Annotated in this window: 15 protein-coding genes and 1 tRNA gene; 9 read left to right on the forward strand and 7 right to left on the reverse strand. The window is 61.8% G+C overall.

The features are described 5' to 3' along the window. Nucleotides 1-40: 40 nt before the first annotated feature. From KUA11_RS06060 to KUA11_RS06075, 4 genes are all read right to left on the reverse strand, one after another. The gene (locus tag KUA11_RS06060; protein WP_217409456.1) at nucleotides 41-1000 is read right to left on the reverse strand and encodes an HlyD family secretion protein; all 960 of its coding nucleotides are present in this window, start codon (nucleotides 998-1000) and stop codon (nucleotides 41-43) included. A 133-nt stretch (nucleotides 1001-1133) separates the two neighbouring features. Continuing rightward, on the reverse strand, nucleotides 1134-1340 hold the full coding sequence (locus tag KUA11_RS06065) for a DUF1656 domain-containing protein (RefSeq protein ID WP_166316206.1): 207 nt from the start codon (nucleotides 1338-1340) through the stop codon (nucleotides 1134-1136). Continuing rightward, nucleotides 1337-3331 carry an FUSC family protein gene (locus tag KUA11_RS06070; RefSeq protein ID WP_217409508.1) on the reverse strand — a complete coding sequence of 665 codons (1995 nt, stop codon included), beginning with the start codon at nucleotides 3329-3331 and terminating at the stop codon, nucleotides 1337-1339. The genes KUA11_RS06065 and KUA11_RS06070 overlap by 4 nt, the downstream gene beginning before the upstream one ends. Nucleotides 3332-3598: 267 nt before the next feature. Beyond that, nucleotides 3599-4765 (reverse strand): hypothetical protein, encoded by a 1167-nt coding sequence (locus tag KUA11_RS06075; RefSeq protein WP_217409457.1) that lies wholly within the window; start codon nucleotides 4763-4765, stop codon nucleotides 3599-3601. Nucleotides 4766-4927: 162 nt separating this feature from the next. On the opposite strand from KUA11_RS06075, the gene KUA11_RS06080 reads away from it, so the two are divergent. After that, nucleotides 4928-5689 carry an SDR family NAD(P)-dependent oxidoreductase gene (locus KUA11_RS06080; RefSeq protein ID WP_217409458.1) on the forward strand — a complete coding sequence of 254 codons (762 nt, stop codon included), beginning with the start codon at nucleotides 4928-4930 and terminating at the stop codon, nucleotides 5687-5689. A 25-nt stretch (nucleotides 5690-5714) separates the two neighbouring features. Then, complete coding sequence (locus KUA11_RS06085; RefSeq protein WP_217409459.1) at nucleotides 5715-6695, forward strand: glucokinase; 981 nt, start codon at nucleotides 5715-5717, stop codon at nucleotides 6693-6695. Between the two features lie 30 nt (nucleotides 6696-6725). Here KUA11_RS06085 and KUA11_RS06090 read toward each other — a convergent pair. Next, a tRNA-Cys gene (locus tag KUA11_RS06090) sits at nucleotides 6726-6799 on the reverse strand. Nucleotides 6800-6970: 171 nt separating this feature from the next. Between KUA11_RS06090 and KUA11_RS06095 the strand changes: the two genes are divergently transcribed. From KUA11_RS06095 to msrA, 5 genes are all read left to right on the forward strand, one after another. Continuing rightward, on the forward strand, nucleotides 6971-7660 hold the full coding sequence (locus KUA11_RS06095) for a protein-L-isoaspartate O-methyltransferase family protein (RefSeq protein ID WP_217409460.1): 690 nt from the start codon (nucleotides 6971-6973) through the stop codon (nucleotides 7658-7660). 129 nt (nucleotides 7661-7789) lie between these two features. Continuing rightward, complete coding sequence (locus tag KUA11_RS06100; RefSeq protein WP_217409461.1) at nucleotides 7790-9238, forward strand: TolC family outer membrane protein; 1449 nt, start codon at nucleotides 7790-7792, stop codon at nucleotides 9236-9238. A 36-nt stretch (nucleotides 9239-9274) separates the two neighbouring features. Continuing rightward, a complete protein-coding gene (locus KUA11_RS17455; RefSeq protein ID WP_254454708.1) occupies nucleotides 9275-10297 on the forward strand; it encodes a DUF2497 domain-containing protein in 1023 nt (340 codons plus the stop codon). 142 nt (nucleotides 10298-10439) lie between these two features. Further along, complete coding sequence (locus KUA11_RS06110; RefSeq protein WP_217409462.1) at nucleotides 10440-13133, forward strand: valine--tRNA ligase; 2694 nt, start codon at nucleotides 10440-10442, stop codon at nucleotides 13131-13133. Between the two features lie 94 nt (nucleotides 13134-13227). Then, nucleotides 13228-13767 carry a peptide-methionine (S)-S-oxide reductase MsrA gene (msrA, locus tag KUA11_RS06115; RefSeq protein ID WP_217409463.1) on the forward strand — a complete coding sequence of 180 codons (540 nt, stop codon included), beginning with the start codon at nucleotides 13228-13230 and terminating at the stop codon, nucleotides 13765-13767. Nucleotides 13768-13772: 5 nt separating this feature from the next. Here the strand turns inward: msrA and KUA11_RS06120 are convergent, their stop codons facing one another. Together KUA11_RS06120 and KUA11_RS06125 are read right to left on the reverse strand one after the other, a co-directional pair. After that, nucleotides 13773-14234 carry a YbaK/EbsC family protein gene (locus KUA11_RS06120; protein ID WP_217409464.1) on the reverse strand — a complete coding sequence of 154 codons (462 nt, stop codon included), beginning with the start codon at nucleotides 14232-14234 and terminating at the stop codon, nucleotides 13773-13775. A 13-nt stretch (nucleotides 14235-14247) separates the two neighbouring features. Further along, on the reverse strand, nucleotides 14248-15891 hold the full coding sequence (locus KUA11_RS06125; protein ID WP_217409465.1) for a dihydroxyacetone kinase subunit DhaK: 1644 nt from the start codon (nucleotides 15889-15891) through the stop codon (nucleotides 14248-14250). Nucleotides 15892-16081: 190 nt separating this feature from the next. On the opposite strand from KUA11_RS06125, the gene KUA11_RS06130 reads away from it, so the two are divergent. Together KUA11_RS06130 and glyS are read left to right on the forward strand one after the other, a co-directional pair. Then, complete coding sequence (locus tag KUA11_RS06130; RefSeq protein ID WP_217409466.1) at nucleotides 16082-16984, forward strand: glycine--tRNA ligase subunit alpha; 903 nt, start codon at nucleotides 16082-16084, stop codon at nucleotides 16982-16984. A gap of 3 nt (nucleotides 16985-16987) precedes the next feature. After that, nucleotides 16988-19075, forward strand: a complete 2088-nt coding sequence (gene glyS / locus KUA11_RS06135) for a glycine--tRNA ligase subunit beta (RefSeq protein ID WP_217409467.1) — start codon at nucleotides 16988-16990, stop codon at nucleotides 19073-19075. The last annotated feature ends 4 nt before the right edge of the window (nucleotides 19076-19079 follow it).

Raw genomic sequence — 19079 nt, forward strand, 5'->3', positions numbered from 1 at the left:
CCTTAAACGGAGAGAGACAGGATCGCCACTCTCATCTGCTTTATTGCCGCCGTGTTCCCGCTCCAATTCCGAACATCGTGTCATGCAGACGCTCAAACGCATCCTGCAATGAGTCGTGCGCGCGGTGACCCTTGCTGCCCACGACCGTGACCGTCGCCGTCATGCCCGCCGCCATCGTCACACTGTCCGGCACATGATCGATCTGCACCCGCACTGGAATACGCTGGGCAAGACGGACCCACGTATAGACCGGATCCACCGTGGGCAGTCCCTGTACACCCGTGTTGGCATTGGGGGTCGCGATACCCCGTGTAATGCTGACCACATGACCTGACAGCGGCTCGTGAAAACCCATCAGATCGATGCGCACCGGGTCGCCAATGTTGACGGAGCCGATCTTGGTTTCCTCGAAATAACCATCCACCCAGTACGAACTCTGGTCGATCACCGTGATGTTGGTCTTGCCTGCCGTGGCAAAATCGCCCACCCGCATGATGAGGTTGTTGACCGGCCCGGTCACGGTGCTGCGCACATGCGTACGCTCAAGATTGATTTTGGCCTGCGACAGATTAGCCAACGCCTGCGCGTATTGCGCGCGCGAGACAGCCGCCGTCGCCTCATAGACCTGCTTTTCTTCACGAGAGGCCGCAGCATCCGTCAGACGGTCGCGCCGTCCCTGCTGAGCGGCCTTGAGTTCCATGTCCGCTCGCCGTTGGTCCGCCACAGCCTGCGCCACAGCCACCGCAACCCGGAAATCGAAGGGATCGATGTCATAAAGCACATCACCCGCATGTACGAACTGGTTGTCATGCACATGCAAAGCGAGAATCTGCCCCGTCACACGCGGCGCGATGTTGACGGTCTGCACACGGACCTGCCCGTTCCGGGTCCACGGGGCCGCCGTGTAATAATCCCACAGCACAAACGCGACGATCGCGGCGATGATGAGAATGACGCCCGTCGTGGTGAACTGGAGAACGCGCCGCGCCTTTTCAAACACGTGCTGTCCTCCCGTTCATGACACGTCCAACCGGAATGGCGTCTGCCTGACGTCCGGCAAAGGGTGCGTGTCGTTTCATGAACCTCGGTTCCTTTCTCCCCGCTCAGGCATCAGGCCCCGCGCGGTCCGCGTGTCAGAGCAGGATCGTGTAGACCCCGGTGAAAATGATGAGCATCCCGAATTCGGCCAGCGGCACGTCCCACAGGAACCGGTCCAACCGCGACCACGTCAGGAAAGGCTTGACGAAAAGCATGGTGATGAGCGCCAGCCCCACATGAACCAGAAACGACGACATCAGCAGGCCGCCGACATTGATGACCGGAAGAAGCTCGAACCTCACAGCGCTCTCCACTGCATCTTCGGGACGGGCAACAGGTCATAAAGCTCAATGGCGGAGCGGTTCTGCTCCAAAAGCCGGATCGCACCCGCCATGCCGGAAACGGCGCCCAGCACCGTCGCCATCTCGCCATGCGGCAGGTTGATGGACAGTTCCAGTAGGCGGCGTCCATGCAGCGACATGCGGCTGACGGCGGAATTGACATTGTAGACGATGGACGCCCGGAGCGCTGCCTCCGCCTCCGCCCTCACTTCAGGAATGGTCGCCGCACGTTCCAGATGCCGCCGGGCACGCGCGAGCGCCGCCCCCATATCGTCCAGACTGGCCAACCGCGCAAACACCCGATCCCGCGCCTTGTTGGCGGCAAGATAGCTGTTCCACAGACGTACCTTGGTCAGACGATCATAGTGACGGCTAATAAGTGCGGAGCCCGCCTGCTCTCCGTGCCCCTCGAACTGGCGGCGCAGATCGTGGCCAATGGCCATCGCCACGCGAAAGCGTCGCGTGCGGGCGGAAGGCGGCATGAGCAGCGTGAGCGAGATGAAGATCAGTATCCCAGCGAAGAGATACTGCTCATCACGGTTGATGAAGACGACCGGATCGTAGCTCTGCTCGTTCGCCACACCCAGAATGACGAAAAAGAACACACCCGCGTTGAAGCCTACGGCCGCCGTCTTGGGGTTAAGCAGCAGCAGGCAGCCGCCGAAGATCACCGGCAGCACCATCACGGAATAAAACACCATGTCCGAGCCGTGCGGCAGAATGCCGAAATTCAGGATCGCGGCCGTGATGATAGCCAGCGGCAGACCGATCAGCGCTCCCATTCCGAAGGCCCGCACATTGTAGGTCGTGGCCGCCAGTGTCAGCACGATGGCCGTCTGCGAAAGAGCGGAAAAGCTCTGGGGCAGCCCCGAAAGGATGCACAGACCCGCCGTCATTGAAAAACCGATCAGCACGCGCAACCCGTTCAGCAGAGCGAGAATGATGTCCTGATGGGCCACGATGCGCATCTCGGGTGCCTGCGTGCGCGCATGGCCCCCATTGTGAACGCAGTCGAGGCCGTCCTGCGTCCAGCGCCAGTAGGACAGCAACGCCATGGTGCGCTCTACAAACCACGCCTCTTCCAACGTAAGGCGCGTGTCATTGCCCGCCGCGTCCTTGTGTGTCTCACGGGCAAGCTGCTCCAGATCCTCGACCGCCTCTTTCGGCGTATCGGCCGTACCGGCACCGAACGCCTTGCGGGCGCGCTGCACCACTTCATCGGAAATGAGACCGCGTTCCAGCGCCATGGCAATGGCGCGGCTGCAATTGAGCATTTCCAACATGGCCACCATGGCCGAGCGCACGCCCGTCATGCGGAGATGGCCGTCCGCAATCTCCGTTCGTGCAAACGACACCTGTGATGTCAGCGCCATGATCTGCCCGGCAATACCCGCACAGGCCGCCGCATCCGGAACCGAATGTCCCGCCACCGCATCGCGCGCAATCCGCGCCACCATTTCCGAAACCGTGTCGAGCCCCGCGCACAAACGCGCCCATGCTGTGGGAGAGCCGAACACATCATTCACCGCCGCTGTGGCCGCAATGCCGATGATAATGGCCGAGACACGGTTAACAGTGACATCATAAGCTGTCTGCGGAGCGTCGATACAGCCGATGGCGATCAGGGCGACCGTGTAGCCCGCCAGCATCGCGGCATAGGCGCGGAAATCGCGCTCGAGCGTGCCCATGATGCAGCACAGAGACAGCCACAGCGCGACGCCGCCCAGCAGCATTGCCCGGTCCTGACTGAAGCAGGACACAAGAAAGAGCGCCACAAAAGCGCCGACAAATGTTCCGGCCAGTCGATAAAGCGCCTTGGAGAGCATCTGCCCGCGCAGAGGCTGGGCGAGGATCATGACCGTCACCGCAGCCGAACCAGGCGAGGAAATCTGGAGCCAGAAGGCCGCGAACAGAGCAATGACCACCGCCATCCATGTCCGCATGCAGAACATGAACCAGCCCGGCGGGAAAAAACCGCCTTTGAAACGAGGCATCCAGATCAGTTTGCGAAACGACCACCCTGCCTGTGCCGATGTGCTGTCGCCCGCTCCCACTCCGCTGCCCGATCCTGATTGTTCGCAACGCCGCTGCAGTCATATCCAATCGGCCGAAAAGCCCCGGATTTCAAATAACAAAGCGTGGCGAAGTATGCAGGGAAACGACATGAGACATGCCCTGCGGACACGTCATGAAAACGTGTTCTCTCGACGAATCGGACCTCAGAGTTCGCGTGAATAGACCCGGTGGCGCTTGCAGGGTTCCGGCACGATACGCTCAATCAGACGGCGCATCGGCAGGTTGGTCTCCAGAACCCACCCCAGTTCGATCTGGCGATAGGGCAGCACATGCCCCCGGTTCATCAACTCGCGGATCAGTAACGCCGGCAGCAACGCCCCAAGAGCCGTGCCCGCCAGTTTGCGGCTCACACCCAGCAGGATCACGCGGGCCGAGTGAAACTCGTGGCGCAAGAGCCGCACGCCCAGCTTTCCCCAGCCAAGAAGCGACGGCGCACCACCGAGGTCACCTGCCACATCGAAGACATTGGGCACCACAAGCGCCACACCAGCAGGCGCGCCTTCCTGCTCGACCAGCACGAAATGTTCGGCTTTCAGAATGGGGCGAATCTCACGGATCATGCCCGCCATTTCCTCATGCGTATAGGGAATGAATCCCCATGTGTCCTGCCACGTCCCGTTATAGAGAGACCGCAGAATCTCCCCATCCCGTCCGACATTGCGCGGATCGAGTTTACGGACCGACAGCGACCCCAGCCGACCTTCCCCCACCTGCAACGTGCGCGGAACGATATGCGCAGCTTCCGCCTCCGGCCCCATCTCCATCTGGTAGGAAAGAACGTCCATGGTCTTTTCCAGACCGGCCGCCTCCACAGCCGCCCCGAGATAGGACGGATGCCACGGCATCATCACCATGGGCAGCGCCTGCTGCCCCTCGATCATGATGCCGTATTCCCCATTGCTGTTGAGGGTCCATGGCCCCAGCATTTTCGTCATACCCCGGCTTTTCAGCCACGCCGCCGCCGTGTCGAGCAGGGGCTTCACCACCGATGGATCGACCGCATCGAGCGCACCGAAAAAGCCGGTGGTCGGCGTCAGCCCCGTCGCGGGAGAGGTTGTCTCGATCAGCCTGTCCACCTGCGCCGAGACACGCCCCACCAGTTGGCCATCGCGCATCGCCAGAAAATACTGTCCCTCGCCATGACTGTAGAATCCGGAATGCTTCGGATCGAGCAGCGCGCGCTGTTCCATGTCGAGAGGCGGCATATAACCCGTCATCCCCGCATAAAGGCGACGCGGCAGCCGGATGAAGTCCGAAAGCTGACGAAACCCGTTCACCGGGGTAATGACAAGGCGCGCTGGCTGGGTCATGAACACTCCCTTAACAACGCGCGGCCGCGCACGCGAAACATTGACCGCTCCCGGCGGTCCGGAATGGACATACCGTTGAACGACACCGCTGCCAACGTGAACAGGAACGTATCCCGACCTCCGCCCCCTCCCCGTCATGCAGCCGACGTTACTCCGGCTTGCATGCTCATCACGGGAGCATCGGGGGGAATCGGACACGAACTGGCCGTGCGCTATGCCCGTCCCGGCTGTACTCTGACGCTCTGGGGACGTGACAAGAGTCGGCTTCAGGCAACGGCTGCGGCCTGCGAAGCACGAGGAGCACGCACGCATCTGCGCACCCTCGATCTTTCCGATGGAGAAGCTGCGATTGCCGCTTTCCGAGAGGACGACACTTCGACACCTTTTGACACAGTTATTCTTTGTGCCGGTCTGTCGGACATGAAACGTCAGGCCGATCGCACAGAGAGAGCCGAAGACGTGCTGCGTCTCGCGCTGGTCAATTACGCGACACCCGCCGCCCTCACCATGGCCGCCGCCGAGCGGATGCAGGCACGGAACGGCGGTGCGATCTGTCTTATCGGCTCGGTTGCGGCCTTTCATGACCTTCCCTTCGCCGCAGGCTATGGCGGCTCGAAAGCTGGTCTGGCGCGGTTCGCCAGTTCAGCACGCATCGCCCTTGCCCCGCTCGATGTGCGCGTCACCCTTGTCGCGCCCGGCTTCGTGGACACCCCCATGAGCCAGCGAATCATCGGACCGCGTCCTTTTCTGGTCTCCCCAGCCCGCGCCGCACGCCACATCATGGCCGCCATTGCGCGCAATCAGGGGGAATGTGTCTTCCCATGGCCGTTCCGCGTTCTGCGCCTTATCGACCGCCTGACACCACGCCCCCTGCGGGACCGCATCATGGCGCGGATCGACGCCGACCAGAAACCGACCGCCTGACACGGACAATCGGAGAACAGGACCCATGCAGGAGATCATCGCCGCAGATATCGGCGGAACCCATGCCCGATTCACCCTTGCCCGTGTCGGGAATGGCTGCGTGCATCAACTCGATGCCCCCTTCACCGTCGCTGTGGCGGATCATGAGACGTTGCAGGACGCCTGGACGGCCTTCGCCCGTCACATCGGGGCCCCCCTGCCGCGCCGGGCCTCGATCGCGCTGGCCTGCCCGGCGCGGGGCGAAGTGCTCATCATGGCCAACAATCCGTGGAGTCTCGTGCGGGCCGAACTTCCGGGCCAGCTTGACATCGAACCTCCGCTCCTACTGAACGATTTCGAAGCCGTCGCCCACGCCGTAGCCGGTCTCGATACCGATCATTTGCCACCTCTTTGCGGTCCCGATCGCCCTCTCCCCATAGCAGGGACCGTTCTTGTCATCGGACCGGGCACCGGTCTGGGCACGGCCGCAATCGTGCGGCAGGAAAACGGTCCGGTCCTGATCTGCGGAGCGGAGGGAGGACATATCGGTTTTGCGCCCTGCGACACGTTTGAAGACCGGCTTCTAGAGCGTCTGCGCGCTGTTCATGGCCGCGTCTCCGCAGAGCGGGTGATCTCGGGGCCGGGAATCATCCCCATCTGCGCGCAGATTTCCGACGACATGGGAGAAACCCCACGCAGCCTCTCGGACAAGCAGATATGGACCATGGCGCTGGAAGGTCATGACCGGATCGCCGTTCATGGGATGGAGCGTTTCTGTCAGGCGCTGGGCTCATTCGCAGGCGACATGGCTCTGGCGCATGGCGCAACAGGACTGGTCGTCGCCGGCGGCTTGGGAAAACGCCTGACAGGTATCCTGCCAACCTCCGATTTCGGGTCACGCTTCGTCGCGAAAGGTCGCTTCGAATCCATGATGCGCCGCATACCTGTGCGCATGATCGACCATCCGGAGCCGGGCCTGTTCGGCGCGGCATCGGCACTTGCGGTCAGGTTGTCACAGGAAAACTGATCGGAAATTTCCGGCCTGCAAAGGCCGGATTGGAGGTCCGGGCGGGAATCGAACCCACGTACGCGGATTTGCAGTCCGCTGCATCACCATTCTGCCACCGGACCTCATCCGGAGTGGGCGTCATATCGCCTGCCTTTTCTTTCAGGTCAAGCCACCGCTCGCGCAACTCTTATCGATCCACAGGTTGACGCTTTTCCTCAAGCTGCGATCCTGTCCGCCGAACCTCTCGCGTCCCTTCCGGCGATGCGGCTTCACCAGCTATGCGGACCCAGACGATGCCCCAGACCAATTCCCTCTCCGCTCCCACCTCCGCCGATTTCGCGAAGGCCCGGCAGATCATGGTCGATGACCAGATCCGCCCCGTCGAAGTGAATGACCCGCGCATTGTCGCCGCCATGCGTGAACTGCCACGCGAACTCGCGGTGCCGGAAGACCAACGCCGCTTTGCCTATGCCGATCTTTCACTGCCACTGGGAAATGGCCGTTTTCTCCTTCAGCCCATGGTTCTCGCTCGACTGACGCAGATGGCTCATATCGAACCGGGAGAACGTGTGCTGATTGTGGGCGCGGGCATGGGCTATCTCGCCTCTCTTGTGGCGGCGCTGGATGCACAGGTCACTGCTCTGGAATCCGACCCGCTACTCGCTGCGGCCGGCCAACTCTACACCGCCCACGCCGCTCCAGCCGTAGCGTGGCGTCAGGGCGCGCTTACAGAGGGAGCCTCCAGCGAGGCTCCGTTCGATCTTATTTTCTTTGAAGGCGCCGTCCCTGACATTCCCGCCTTCTGCGCTGCGCAACTTGCGCCACAAGGCCGCATAGCAGGCGTATTACAGCCCGAAGATGGCACATCGTCCGCTTTTCTTGCCCATCATGACAAGAAAGATGGATGGGCAATACGTCGCTTTTTTGATGCGACAGCCCCGGTTCTGCCCGCTTTTGCTCCGGCTCCCGCCTTTGTTTTTTAAGACCGGCACATGAGAGGTTTGAAACCTTCCATTAATGTGAATGGTGGAAAAACCACAAAACGCATGGCATAAGCCCTACCGACTGTGTTCCGTGTCCTGCGGAGCCGAGCAGCGACTGAGAGAATTTCCATGAAATATTCCTGTGGTCTAGGGCTGGGGCTTGCAGCCGCGCTGTATAGCTCGACAGCGCTGGCCCAGAAATATGACGGTAGCGGCGAACCGAGTTTCATTCCTCACACGTTGCAGGAAGCCCTCTCCGCTGCCTATCTCACAAACCCCACGCTCCAACAGGAACGCGCCACTCTCCGTGCAACGGATGAGACCGTGCCGACCGCACTGGCGGGCTGGCATCCGACCATTCAGGGCCAGTTCGATCCCAGTTATTATAAGGGCTACAACAACTACGAAGGCGAGACCGATCCGACCAGCGGCAAGAAAGTCGGATATGATCGCAAATACAGCACCTTCGGTTACGACGCGATGGTCTCCATCACCCAGCCGATCTACAGCGGCGGCAAGACAACGGCCAAGACTCATCAGGCCGTCAATCAGGTGATGGCCGAACGCGCCAAGCTGGTCTCGACGGAGCAGCAGGTGTTCATGGATGTCGTGAATGCCTATGTCGGGGTGATTGAAGACGAACAGCTTCTCCAGCTCAACATCAACAACGAGCATGTGCTTGAGCAGCAGCTCAAAGCCACCAACGAGCGCTTCCATGTAGGTGAAATCACGCGCACGGACGTAGCACAGGCCGAAGCAGCCTATGCCAGCGCCAAGGCCACGCGTCAGCAGTCAGAAGGAACGCTTCAGACGGCGCAGGCCACCTATATGCAGATTGTCGGCATGGCGCCTCCTCCCAATCTGGTGCCGCCGCAACCCCTGGTGCTTCCGGTCAAATCCCAGACGGAAGCCGTCGCTCTGGCCGTAAAAAACAATCCTGACGTCATCAATGCGCTTTTCACTGAAGCCGCGCAAAAAGATGCCGTTGCCGTCGCCATGGCAGCACTCATGCCGACCCTGTCCGCGACCGCGGCCTATTCCCGCGCCATCAACCAGCAGCTGAACGATCAGCAGGACGTCAACAAATACGCCACGCTGAATCTGAGCGTGCCCATCTATCAGGGTGGCTCCGAATATTCTGGCGTCCGGCAGGCAAAACAGCAGGCCATGGCCGCACGACGCGCCGTCGATGTTCAGCGCCGCACCGCAGCGCAGGCCGCTGCCTCGAACTGGCAGCGGCTGGTGTCCTATCGCGCCGCTATTGCCAGTAACCGCGCCGCCATTCAGGCGGGCATGGTCGCTCTTGACGGTGTGGAGCGACAGGCCATCGTGGGCACAAGCACCACGCTGGAAGTTCTGCAGCAACAGAGCACCCTGCTTCAGGCGCAGGTGGCGCTTGTGCAGAGCCTGAGCAACATGGTGACCGCTTCCTATAACGTGGCGTCGGCCATCGGTCGCCTCACGGCACTCGATCTTCATCTCAATGTGCCGCTGTACAATGAGAAGGCCTATTACGAAGCCGTCAAGGACAGGCTGTGGGGCCTCAACGATTATGCACTCGATCAGCCCGGCCGCTAAAGGCATGGCATACGTGACAAGACAAAGGGGTGTTGCATGACAGAAAGCCACGGCGAGACAGGGGAAAACGGATCGGTCGAATCGGTCCTCTCGTCCATCCGTCGCATCCTGCAGGAAGGTAAAGACGCCCAGCCGACCGAAGAAGCGGCCGCCGAAGCGCATCCTGAACTCTCATCGGCGCACGAGGAAGAGGACGACAGCGTTCTGGTTCTCGACTCGTCCATGCTGGCTGACGATTCCGCTCCTCATCATGTGCCAGACGCGCATACGCCGACACCACAGGAAGAACCGTCTCACAGCCAGGCTCCGACTGAGCCAGCGCCTGTTGAAACGCCTGCGCCAGCCGAATCGACCGGGCCCGTGGCGGTTGAGGAAACCCCATCACCAGCAGCCGAAGCACACTCCGAGCCGGAACAGGCTCCCGCAGAAGAGACTCATGAAGAGCCGGCACCCGCCATGGAGTCACCTTCCGTCGAACCGGCTTCCGTCCCAGAGCCGGAGCATGTGGAACCTGTTGCAGAATCCTCTTCTGAGCCCGCTCCTGTGGAACCGGAACCAGAGCCAGTCCCGGCACCAGCACCAGCACCAGCACCAGCACCTGAAGAAGCTCACCCCATCGAATCGCATGAGGAAGCGTCTCTTCCGGTCAAGGTCGAGCAGCCCATTTCTTCCGAAGAAGCGGTTGCACACCCCCTTGCATCTCCGGCAGAACAGCCACAACACGCAACGACCACGCGATCGGAACTGATGATGAGCGAAGACAGCAATCTGCCGGACACAACGACCGAAGCCCCCGAGCCTGTTCAGATTCCTCTGGACAAACAAACCGTGGGCGCTACGGAACATTCTTTTGGCGCACTCCAGCAGATCCTGCGCCGTAAACACGCTGTTGAACACAGGGAGAGACGAGTGGCTATCACGCGCGGTGGAAACCTGACGATCGAGGATATTGTTCGTGACGAAGTCCGGGCATTCCTCAAGGAATGGCTTGATCAGCACCTGTCCGGCATTGTCCAGCAGGCAGTCCAGAAGGAAATTGAGCGTCTGAGCGACCGCTAAGGTCATAAGGGGACTTTTCCATCGTTTCGCATGGTGGAACAGGCTACCCCGTTCCCAGACCAGAGCCTTCAGGAAGACGCAGCGCAAACCCGCGCTGCGTCTTTCGTTTGTCCCCCACGCAGAATCATTCGGTGAAGAGACCATGCTCAGCAAGACGTTTCAGCCCCAAGAGGTCGAGACCCAGCTTTACGAAACATGGGAAAATGAAGGTCGCTTCGCTGCCGATCCGCAGTCCGGCGGCACACCCTTCACCATCATGATTCCGCCCCCCAACGTCACGGGAACGCTCCATATGGGGCACGCGCTCACCATGACGTTGCAGGACACCCTGATCCGCTGGCGGCGGATGCAAGGGCGTGACACGCTGTGGCAACCGGGCACCGATCATGCCGGCATCGCGACCCAGCTCGTGGTGGAACGTCAGCTTGCCGGCGAGAACACCAGCCGCAAGGAACTGGGGCGCGAGGCTTTTCTTGAGCGCGTGTGGAAATGGAAGGCCGAGTCCGGCAACGGCATTACCCGCCAGCTCCGCCGCCTCGGCGCGTCCCTCGACTGGTCACGCGAACGCTTCACGATGGATGATGGCCTGTCCAAAGCCGTCCGCGAAGTTTTCGTCACGCTCTATCGTGAAAAGCTGATCTATCGTGATCGACGTCTCGTAAACTGGGACCCGCATTTCCGTACCGCCATCTCGGATCTTGAGGTGGAGAACAAGGAAACGCGCGGCCACATGTGGCACATCCGCTATCCGGTAGAAGGCGAAGGCAACCTCACACTGACTGTCGCCACGACCCGGCCGGAGACCATGCTGGGCGACACGGCCGTCGCCGTGCATCCCGACGATGAGCGTTACAAAACGCTTGTGGGACGCAACATCATCCTGCCCCTGACCGGGCGCCGCATTCCCATCGTAGCCGATACCTATTCCGACCCCGAAAAGGGCACAGGCGCGGTCAAGATCACACCTGCCCATGATTTCAACGACTTTGAGGTCGGCAAGCGGCACAACCTGCCCATGCTCTCCATTCTGGATGAAGCCGCCGCCGTCACGCTCGAAGAGATCGCAGACGATCTGCACACCGTCGAGGGTCTGGCCGATCCAGCCTTCGTCCGTTCCCTCGAAGGTCTGTCGCGCGAAGACGCCCGCAAGGCCATCGTGACCGAGCTGGAACGCCTCGAAATCCTCGAAAAGGTCGAGCCGCATACACTACAGGTGCCGCATGCCGAGCGCGGTGGCGCTGTGGTCGAGCCGCGCCTGACCACCCAGTGGTATTGCGACGCCGCCACGCTGGCCGGACCGGCTATAGAAGCCGTCGAAAAAGGTGACGTCACCTTCGTTCCCAAGCAGTGGGAGAACACCTTCTTCGCATGGATGCGCAACATCCAGCCGTGGTGCATCTCGCGTCAGCTGTGGTGGGGGCACCGTATCCCGGCATGGTATAGCCCGGACGGCACCGTCTTCGTCGGCAAGGACGAGAATGACGTCACCGCGCAGGCCACCGCGCATTACGGCAAGGCCGTGGAGCTGACACAGGACGAGGACGTGCTCGACACGTGGTTCTCCTCCGCATTGTGGCCGTTCTCCACCCTCGGCTGGCCGGACAAGACGCCTGAACTCGCCCGCTACTATCCAACTGACGTTCTGGTGACAGGCTTCGACATCATCTTCTTCTGGGTTGCCCGGATGATGATGATGGGCCTGCACTTCATGAAAGAGGTGCCTTTCCGCACCGTCTTCATCCACGGTCTCGTCCGTGATGAGCGCGGCCAGAAGATGTCCAAGAGCAAGGGCAATGGCATCGACCCGCTCGACCTACTCGACAAATATGGCGCGGACGCTGCCCGCTTCACCATCTGCGCCCTGACTGGCGTGGGCCGCGATCTCAAGTTCGGGGCCAAACGCGTGGAAGACTACCGCGCCTTCGTCACCAAACTGTGGAACGCTGCACGCTTCTGCGAAATGAACGGCGTGAAGGCCGCACCCGACTTCGATCCTTCGAAAGTGACCTCCCCTCTCGGGCGCTGGATCATCTTCGAGACATCGAAAGCCATCGACGAAGCCACTCAGGCGCTGGAGAACTTCCGCTTCGATGAGTATGCGGGGGCCTGCTACCGCTTTGTGTGGAACCGCTTCTGCGACTGGTATCTCGAACTGGTCAAACCCGTCTTCTCGGGTGAAGACGCAGCCGCTGCCGCTGAGATGCGCGGTGTCACAGCATGGGTGCTGGAGACTATCCTGCGCCTGCTTCAGCCCGTCATGCCTTTCGTCACCGACACGCTGTGGCACGAGTTCGGCTTCGGTGCGGAAGGCACACTGATCAACGCCACATGGCCGAAACCCGTCTCCGTGCCCGGAGCGGAGGCCGCCATCAGCGAGATCGACTGGCTGACGCGCTTCATCTCCGAAATCCGCACCGTGCGCTCGGAAATGAACGTGCCGCCCTCCCGTCTCTCGCCCGTGCTGCTCAAGGATGCGTCTCCCGTCACAGTGGAACGCGCCAAGAACTGGCAGGAGACGATCGGTCGCATGGCGCGTGTGTCCGAAATCGATGCTTTGACCGGTGAAGTGCCGCGTGGATCGGCGCAGACCGTTGTGGATGAAGCCACGCTGGTGCTGCCATTGGCCGATCTGATCGACCTCGATGTGGAACGTGCGCGTCTAACGAAAGAACTGGCCAAGGCCGAAGGTGAAATCACGAAAACCGAGCGCAAACTCGGCAATCCGGATTTCATCGCCCGAGGCAAGCCGGACGTGGTGGAAGAAACGCGCGAGCGCCTTGTGACACAACAGGGTGAGCGCGACCGTCTTCAGGCCGCGCTCGCCCGCCTGTCCTGATCAACACTGCGCGGGAAGGCAGTTGTCTTCCCGCACCGGCCTTCCCATGATGCGTTCACGTCCTGAACACACTTCATCAGGGAAGGCCCCACTCATGACCTCATCCGAAACCATTGTGCTGGGCGGCGGCTGCTTCTGGTGCATCGAAGCCGTCTATCGCAGCCTGCGCGGCGTGCTGTCCGTCCATTCAGGTTACGCGGGCGGCACCACAGCCCATCCCACCTATGAACAGGTCTGCTCCGGCCTGACCGGTCATGCGGAGGTCGTGGAAGTCGTCTTCGACCCGGCTGTCATAACCTGTCGCCAGATCCTTCAGGTGTTCTTCACGCTGCACGATCCCACCACGCTGAACCAGCAGGGCAACGATGTGGGTACACAATATCGCTCGGTCATCTTCACGACATCGCCCGAACAGGAAAGTATCGCTGAGGCCGTACGCGACGAGTTCACGCAGGCCGATGTCTGGGGCGCACCACTGGTGACACAGATCGAACCGCTGCCGGTCTTCTGGCCTGCCGAAGCCAAACATGAGGACTATTACGCCCGCAATCCCGACACAGGATACTGTCAGGCCGTGGTCGGTCCGAAAGTCGCCAAGATGCGCAAACTGTTTGCCGACCTCCAGAAATCCTGACGCTTTCAGCCTTGCGCGACATCCACCCATGTCGCGCCGACCAGTTCGGCCAGACGCGCAGGCGGCAATTTCACGGATGTCGTGCGAGAACCCGCAGCGGGCCATACGTCTTCGAACTGCCTGAGTGACACGTCACAATAAACCGGCACAGGCCCGGGCAGCCCGAACGGACAAACGCCCCCAACGGGGTGACTCGTCAATTCTAAAGCATCTTCTGCCGAGAGCATGCGGGGACGTGCGCCAAACGCTTCCTTCGTCTTGCGGTTATCGAGCCGCGCATCGCCAGCCATCACCACCAGCACGCGCTCATCCCCAACACGGATGGCGAGCGTCTTCGCAATCTGCCCCTCCTGCACGCCAAGTGTTTCGGCAGCCTCCACCACAGTGGCCGTGCTCGCTCCCTGCTCGATGATCGCCACGTCCGGCGCATTTTCGCGCAACCACGCCTCGACTGACTCGCGGCTCATCTTTCTTTTCTCCTTATGTGTGCGAAATCGAGCGCGCCATGGCCTCCAGCATCCGGGCAATCGCCTCCGCTCCGGGGTCCGGCACATCCGCCAGACGCTCGCCCGGCACGTAGGACGCACGTCCCGCCCGGGCTTCGCCCATGCTGCGTGTGGCATCGGCTCCTTTACGGGCCGCCACTGCCGCATCTCCCAACGAACCACCCTTTGCGAACGTCTCAAGAGCCGGAACCAGCGCGTCCACCATTGTCCGATCCCCCGGATTGGCGCCCCCGTGCCGTCGCATGGCGTCCAGACCCTCCACCAAGGCCTGCCCCCACGGCTTGTCGCTACGCCCAGCCGCCGACAGCATGATGGACAGCAGCACGCCACTGGAGCCACCCGCATGACGCGCCAGCACCGCTCCCAAAGTGGTGCAGAGTTCTTTCGGCACTGCCAACGGCAAGCGCGGCAGAGCCGCGAGGATCTCCCGCGCGGCTTCGGCAAAGGTCGAACCCGCGTCACCGTCGCCAATCTGCGCGTCCAGCTTGTTCAGGCTATCGGCATTGGCGATCAGCGTCTCGGCGCCCACACGGATCAGCGCTTCAAGCTGCGGTTGTGAGGACGGGGGATAGGGAAATGTCTCCGGCATGACGGGCAGCGGACGGACATCTGGCTCGCCAAAGCGTGCTGTGCCCGGCCAGGCCCACGGCTCCACAGGCGATTCCAGCGCAATCCGCAACTCGTTTGTGAGTGCCAGAAGCGTGAGCGAGAAACCGTTCATATCCAGCGCCGTCATCATCGGAGCCGGACCGATCACCAGATCGACTTTCTGCGCCAGTGTCGTACGAGAAAATGATTCAAGCAGCAGCGTCTGCTCAATGGGAGGCACCGCACCCAACATGTTCAGAAGCAGGGCATATCGCGCGCCACCACTGATGGGCAGCGCGGTTTCCAGCGTGTCCGCCGCCTGCTGCATCAGCACATCCGCACCCGCCACATCGATCCGACGCGCGCCCGGCTCGCCATGAATGCCCAGCCCCAGTTCGCCTTCGTCATCGGCCAGCCGCGTGGTCCCGTGCGGGTCGTAGGCACAGCAATCCGTCAGTGAGAGACCGATGGAGGCCAACTGCTTTGCCGCATCCCGTGCCTGCCGCGCCACCTCAGCCAGAGACGCGCCGCTGCGGGCCGCATGACCTGCGACCTTCTGGACAAGAACCGTTCCCGCCAGCCCACGCGGATAACGCGCGTCCGGCAGCGCCGTGTCATCGCCCACCACAACCGTCTCGACCGCCAGCCCCATGCCCCGCGCCTGCTCGGCCGCCAACGCGAAGTTCAGCCGGTCTCCAGTGTAGCTCTTGATGACAAGCAGGCAGCCCGCCTCCCCTGTGACAGAAAGGATACCGGCCAGAATCGCATCCACGCCCGGAGAGGCAAAGATCGACCCACAGACTGCAGCGTCCAGCATGCCCTCGCCCACGAATCCCGCATGAGCCGGTTCATGCCCGCACCCACCACCCGACACCACGGCCACCCGGGACGGATCGCGCTCACGTCGCAGAACCACCTTGATCTCGGGATAGCCGTCCAGACGGCACAGGTGACGCCCCATGGACGAACGCAACAATCCATTAAGGGAGTCTGTGACCACGGTCTCGCGCGTGTTGAAGAAACGTTTCAAATCGCCTGTTCCCTGTCCATCATCGGTTCACCGTTTCGTGGGCTGCAACACTCTCCCGCGCAAGTCATGCGCTGCACAAGTTTTCGCGGGCAACCTGCCATGCCGCGCGAGACCAGGCTTGTTCCTTTCCGTCAGGAAAGGGGCGCTGTATGGTGCCCGCCCCTGCATCTCAGCGGAGACTGTTCATCCCATGGACCCGGCGGCCCCTCGCCCTGACGGCAAACCTCTTTCGTTTCAGGATCTGATCCTGACCCTTCATCGCTTCTGGTCGGCCCAAGGGTGCGCCATCCTCCAGCCCTACGATCTGGAAATCGGCGCGGGCACGCTCTCTCCGCACACCACCCTGCGCGCACTGGGCGACACGCCGTGGAAGGCCGCCTATGTGCAGCCGTCCCGCCGCCCCGCCGATGGCCGCTATGGCGAAAACCCCAATCGCCTGCAGCACTATTACCAGTACCAGGTGCTGCTGAAGCCAACGCCGGAAGAAAGCCAGCAACTCCTTCTGGAGAGCTACCGTGCAATCGGCATCGACCCCGATCTGCACGACATCCGTTTCGTGGAAGATGACTGGGAAAACCCCACCATCGGCGCATGGGGTCTTGGCTGGGAAGTCTGGTGTGACGGCATGGAAGTGACGCAGTTCACCTACTTCCAGCAGGTCGGCGGCATCCCTGTCTCCATGCCTTCCACTGAACTGACCTACGGTCTTGAGCGGCTGGCGATGTATGTGCAGGGCGTCGAGAACGTCTATGACCTCGCCTTCAATAACGCCGGCCTGACCTATGGCGACGTGTTCCTGCGTGCCGAGCAGGACTATTCACGGCACAATTTCGAGCTGGCCAACACCGACATGCTGCTCCGTCACTTCACGGATGCCGAGCGTGAGTCCGTGGCTCTGGCCGAAGCCGGCGTGGCGCAGCCGGCATATGACCAGTGCCTAAAGGCCAGCCATCTCTTCAATCTGCTGGATGCGCGTGGCGTCATCAGCGTGAGCGAGCGCGCCTCCTATATCGGCCGCGTCCGCACACTGGCCAAGCTGTGCTGCGAAACATGGCTGGCTGGCGAAACTACCGCGAAGAAGGCGAAGGGCTGATCCATGGCCGACCTGCTGATCGAACTCTTGTCCGAAGAAATCCCGGCCCGGATGCAGGAAGCCGCGGGGGAAGACCTTGCCCGCCTGCTCCTCAAGGCGCTTGCGCCGCTTGATCCGCGCGATGTGAAAACCTTCACCGGTCCCCGCCGCATCGCCCTGACCTGTGGCGTCAATGATGAAGTCCCGGCCGCCACCATTGAGGAACGCGGTCCACGTGAAAACGCGCCGGAAAAAGCTCTCGAAGGTTTCATGCGCAAACATGGTGCCGCACGCGACGAACTGACGCTCAAGAACGGCTTCTGGGTTCTGGAACGCGAAACGCCTGCCATCTCGGCGACCGTGCGCATTGCCGAAATCATGCCCGCTTTGCTGCGTGGTTTTCCGTGGCCGAAATCCATGCGCTGGGGCGTGGGCAGCGCCTTCACGTGGGTGCGCCCGCTGCGCCGTATTCTTTGCCTGCTTGACGGCAGCGTGGTGCCCTTCTCCCTCGCCATCGAAGAAGGCGGCGTGCCGGACAATGGACACGGGCTGGCAAGTGGCAACCTGACCGAGGGACACCGCTTCTTCCCCGCCGGCAACACCTGCGCCGAGCCGTTTGCCGTGAAGGACTTCGATACCTGGCGGGATGGCTTGCGAGAACGCCGCGTGATGATCGACGCCGCTGAGCGCCGCCAGACCATCGTGCACGGCATCGATAGCATGGCCCGCGAGGAAGGGCTGAGCATCGTCACCGACCCGGGGCTGGTGGAGGAAGTCGCAGGCCTCGTGGAATGGCCCGTTCCCATGCTGGGTCGCATTGATGAGCGGTTCATGGAACTGCCTGCAGAAGTGATGCAGGTGTCCATGCGCGTGAACCAGCGCTACTTCGCGCTGCGCAACAGCGACGGAACCGCAGCACCGCGTTTCGCCTTCGTGGCCAACATCGACCCCACCGATGGTGGTGTTCAGGTGATCGCGGGCAATGAGCGCGTGCTCCGCGCCCGCTTCGAGGATGCCCGCCACTTCTGGGATCTCGACCGCAAGCGCACACTGGAATCCCGCGTAGCCGATCTCGACCGCGTGATTTTCCACGCCGATCTCGGCACGCAGGGCGAGCGTGTGCGCCGCATCGTGCGCATGGCCGAAATTCTTGCACCGATGGTCGGCGCTGATCCGACGCACGCCGCACGCGCGGCTCTTCTGGCAAAGGCCGATCTCTCCACTGGCATGGTGGGAGAGTTCCCTGAGCTTCAGGGCGTCATGGGCGGCTATTACGCCCGTCACGACCGGGAAGCCGAGGACGTCAGCACCGCTATCGCGGAGCAGTATCAGCCCAAAGGTCCCTCCGACACGGTGCCGACGGCCCCCACCTCCGTGGCACTGGCTCTGGCGGATCGCTTCGACATGCTGACGGCGTTCTTCGCCATCGGCGCAAAACCAAGCGGGTCCGGCGATCCTTATGGCCTGCGCCGCGCGGCTCTGGGCATCATCAACATCATCCGCAAAAACGGATTGCGGCTGGATCTGGTGGCTCTGTTCGTCAAGGCATCCGAAGCATTGCCCGAGTCTCTGCGTAATGCGCCGGATCTCGACCTTCTGCCCGCCTTCATCGCTGAACGTCTGCGCGTGCAGCTTCGCAACGAAGGCGCACGTCATGACGTGCTCGCCGCCGTATCCGTTGGCAACACCGACAGCGACATTGTCCGCCTTCTGGCCCGCACGGATGCCTTGGCCGAGATGCTGGCGACCGAGGACGGCAAGAACCTTCTCGCCGCCACGAAACGCGCTGCCAACATACTGCGGATCGAGGACAAGAAAGACGGTCCGCACGAAGGCACGCCCGATCCGGCACTCTACACGCAGCCGGAAGAAGTGGCTCTGGCGGAAGCCCTGAACCGCGTCATCCCGCAGGTTGAGGCCGCGTTTGCTGACGAACGCTTTGTCGATGCCATGAAAGAAGCCGCCAGCCTCCGCTCCGTGCTGGATACGTTCTTTGAGAAAGTGACGGTAAACGCAGACGACAGCGCCGTGCGCGCCAACCGCCTGAAGCTGTTATCCGAACTGGTGCGTATGACACGCCTGATTGCCGACTTCAGCCAGATCGACGGCTGATCCA

The sequence above is a fragment of the Acetobacter estunensis genome (assembly GCF_019083805.1).
Taxonomy (GTDB): domain Bacteria; phylum Pseudomonadota; class Alphaproteobacteria; order Acetobacterales; family Acetobacteraceae; genus Acetobacter; species Acetobacter estunensis_A.

Excerpts from the sequence above, each read along its gene's own strand:
- msrA (WP_217409463.1), top strand. The coding sequence starts at position 13,228 with ATGACCTCATCCGAAACCATTGTGCTGGGCGGCGGCTGCTTCTGGTGC.
- KUA11_RS06080 (WP_217409458.1), top strand. The coding sequence starts at position 4,928 with ATGCTCATCACGGGAGCATCGGGGGGAATCGGACACGAACTGGCCGTG.
- KUA11_RS06120 (WP_217409464.1), bottom strand. The coding sequence starts at position 14,234 with ATGAGCCGCGAGTCAGTCGAGGCGTGGTTGCGCGAAAATGCGCCGGAC.
- KUA11_RS06110 (WP_217409462.1), top strand. The coding sequence starts at position 10,440 with ATGCTCAGCAAGACGTTTCAGCCCCAAGAGGTCGAGACCCAGCTTTAC.
- glyS (WP_217409467.1), top strand. The coding sequence starts at position 16,988 with ATGGCCGACCTGCTGATCGAACTCTTGTCCGAAGAAATCCCGGCCCGG.
- KUA11_RS06070 (WP_217409508.1), bottom strand. The coding sequence starts at position 3,331 with ATGTTCTGCATGCGGACATGGATGGCGGTGGTCATTGCTCTGTTCGCG.
- KUA11_RS06130 (WP_217409466.1), top strand. The coding sequence starts at position 16,082 with ATGGACCCGGCGGCCCCTCGCCCTGACGGCAAACCTCTTTCGTTTCAG.
- KUA11_RS06095 (WP_217409460.1), top strand. The coding sequence starts at position 6,971 with ATGCCCCAGACCAATTCCCTCTCCGCTCCCACCTCCGCCGATTTCGCG.
- KUA11_RS06075 (WP_217409457.1), bottom strand. The coding sequence starts at position 4,765 with ATGACCCAGCCAGCGCGCCTTGTCATTACCCCGGTGAACGGGTTTCGT.
- KUA11_RS06085 (WP_217409459.1), top strand. The coding sequence starts at position 5,715 with ATGCAGGAGATCATCGCCGCAGATATCGGCGGAACCCATGCCCGATTC.
- KUA11_RS17455 (WP_254454708.1), top strand. The coding sequence starts at position 9,275 with ATGACAGAAAGCCACGGCGAGACAGGGGAAAACGGATCGGTCGAATCG.
- KUA11_RS06100 (WP_217409461.1), top strand. The coding sequence starts at position 7,790 with ATGAAATATTCCTGTGGTCTAGGGCTGGGGCTTGCAGCCGCGCTGTAT.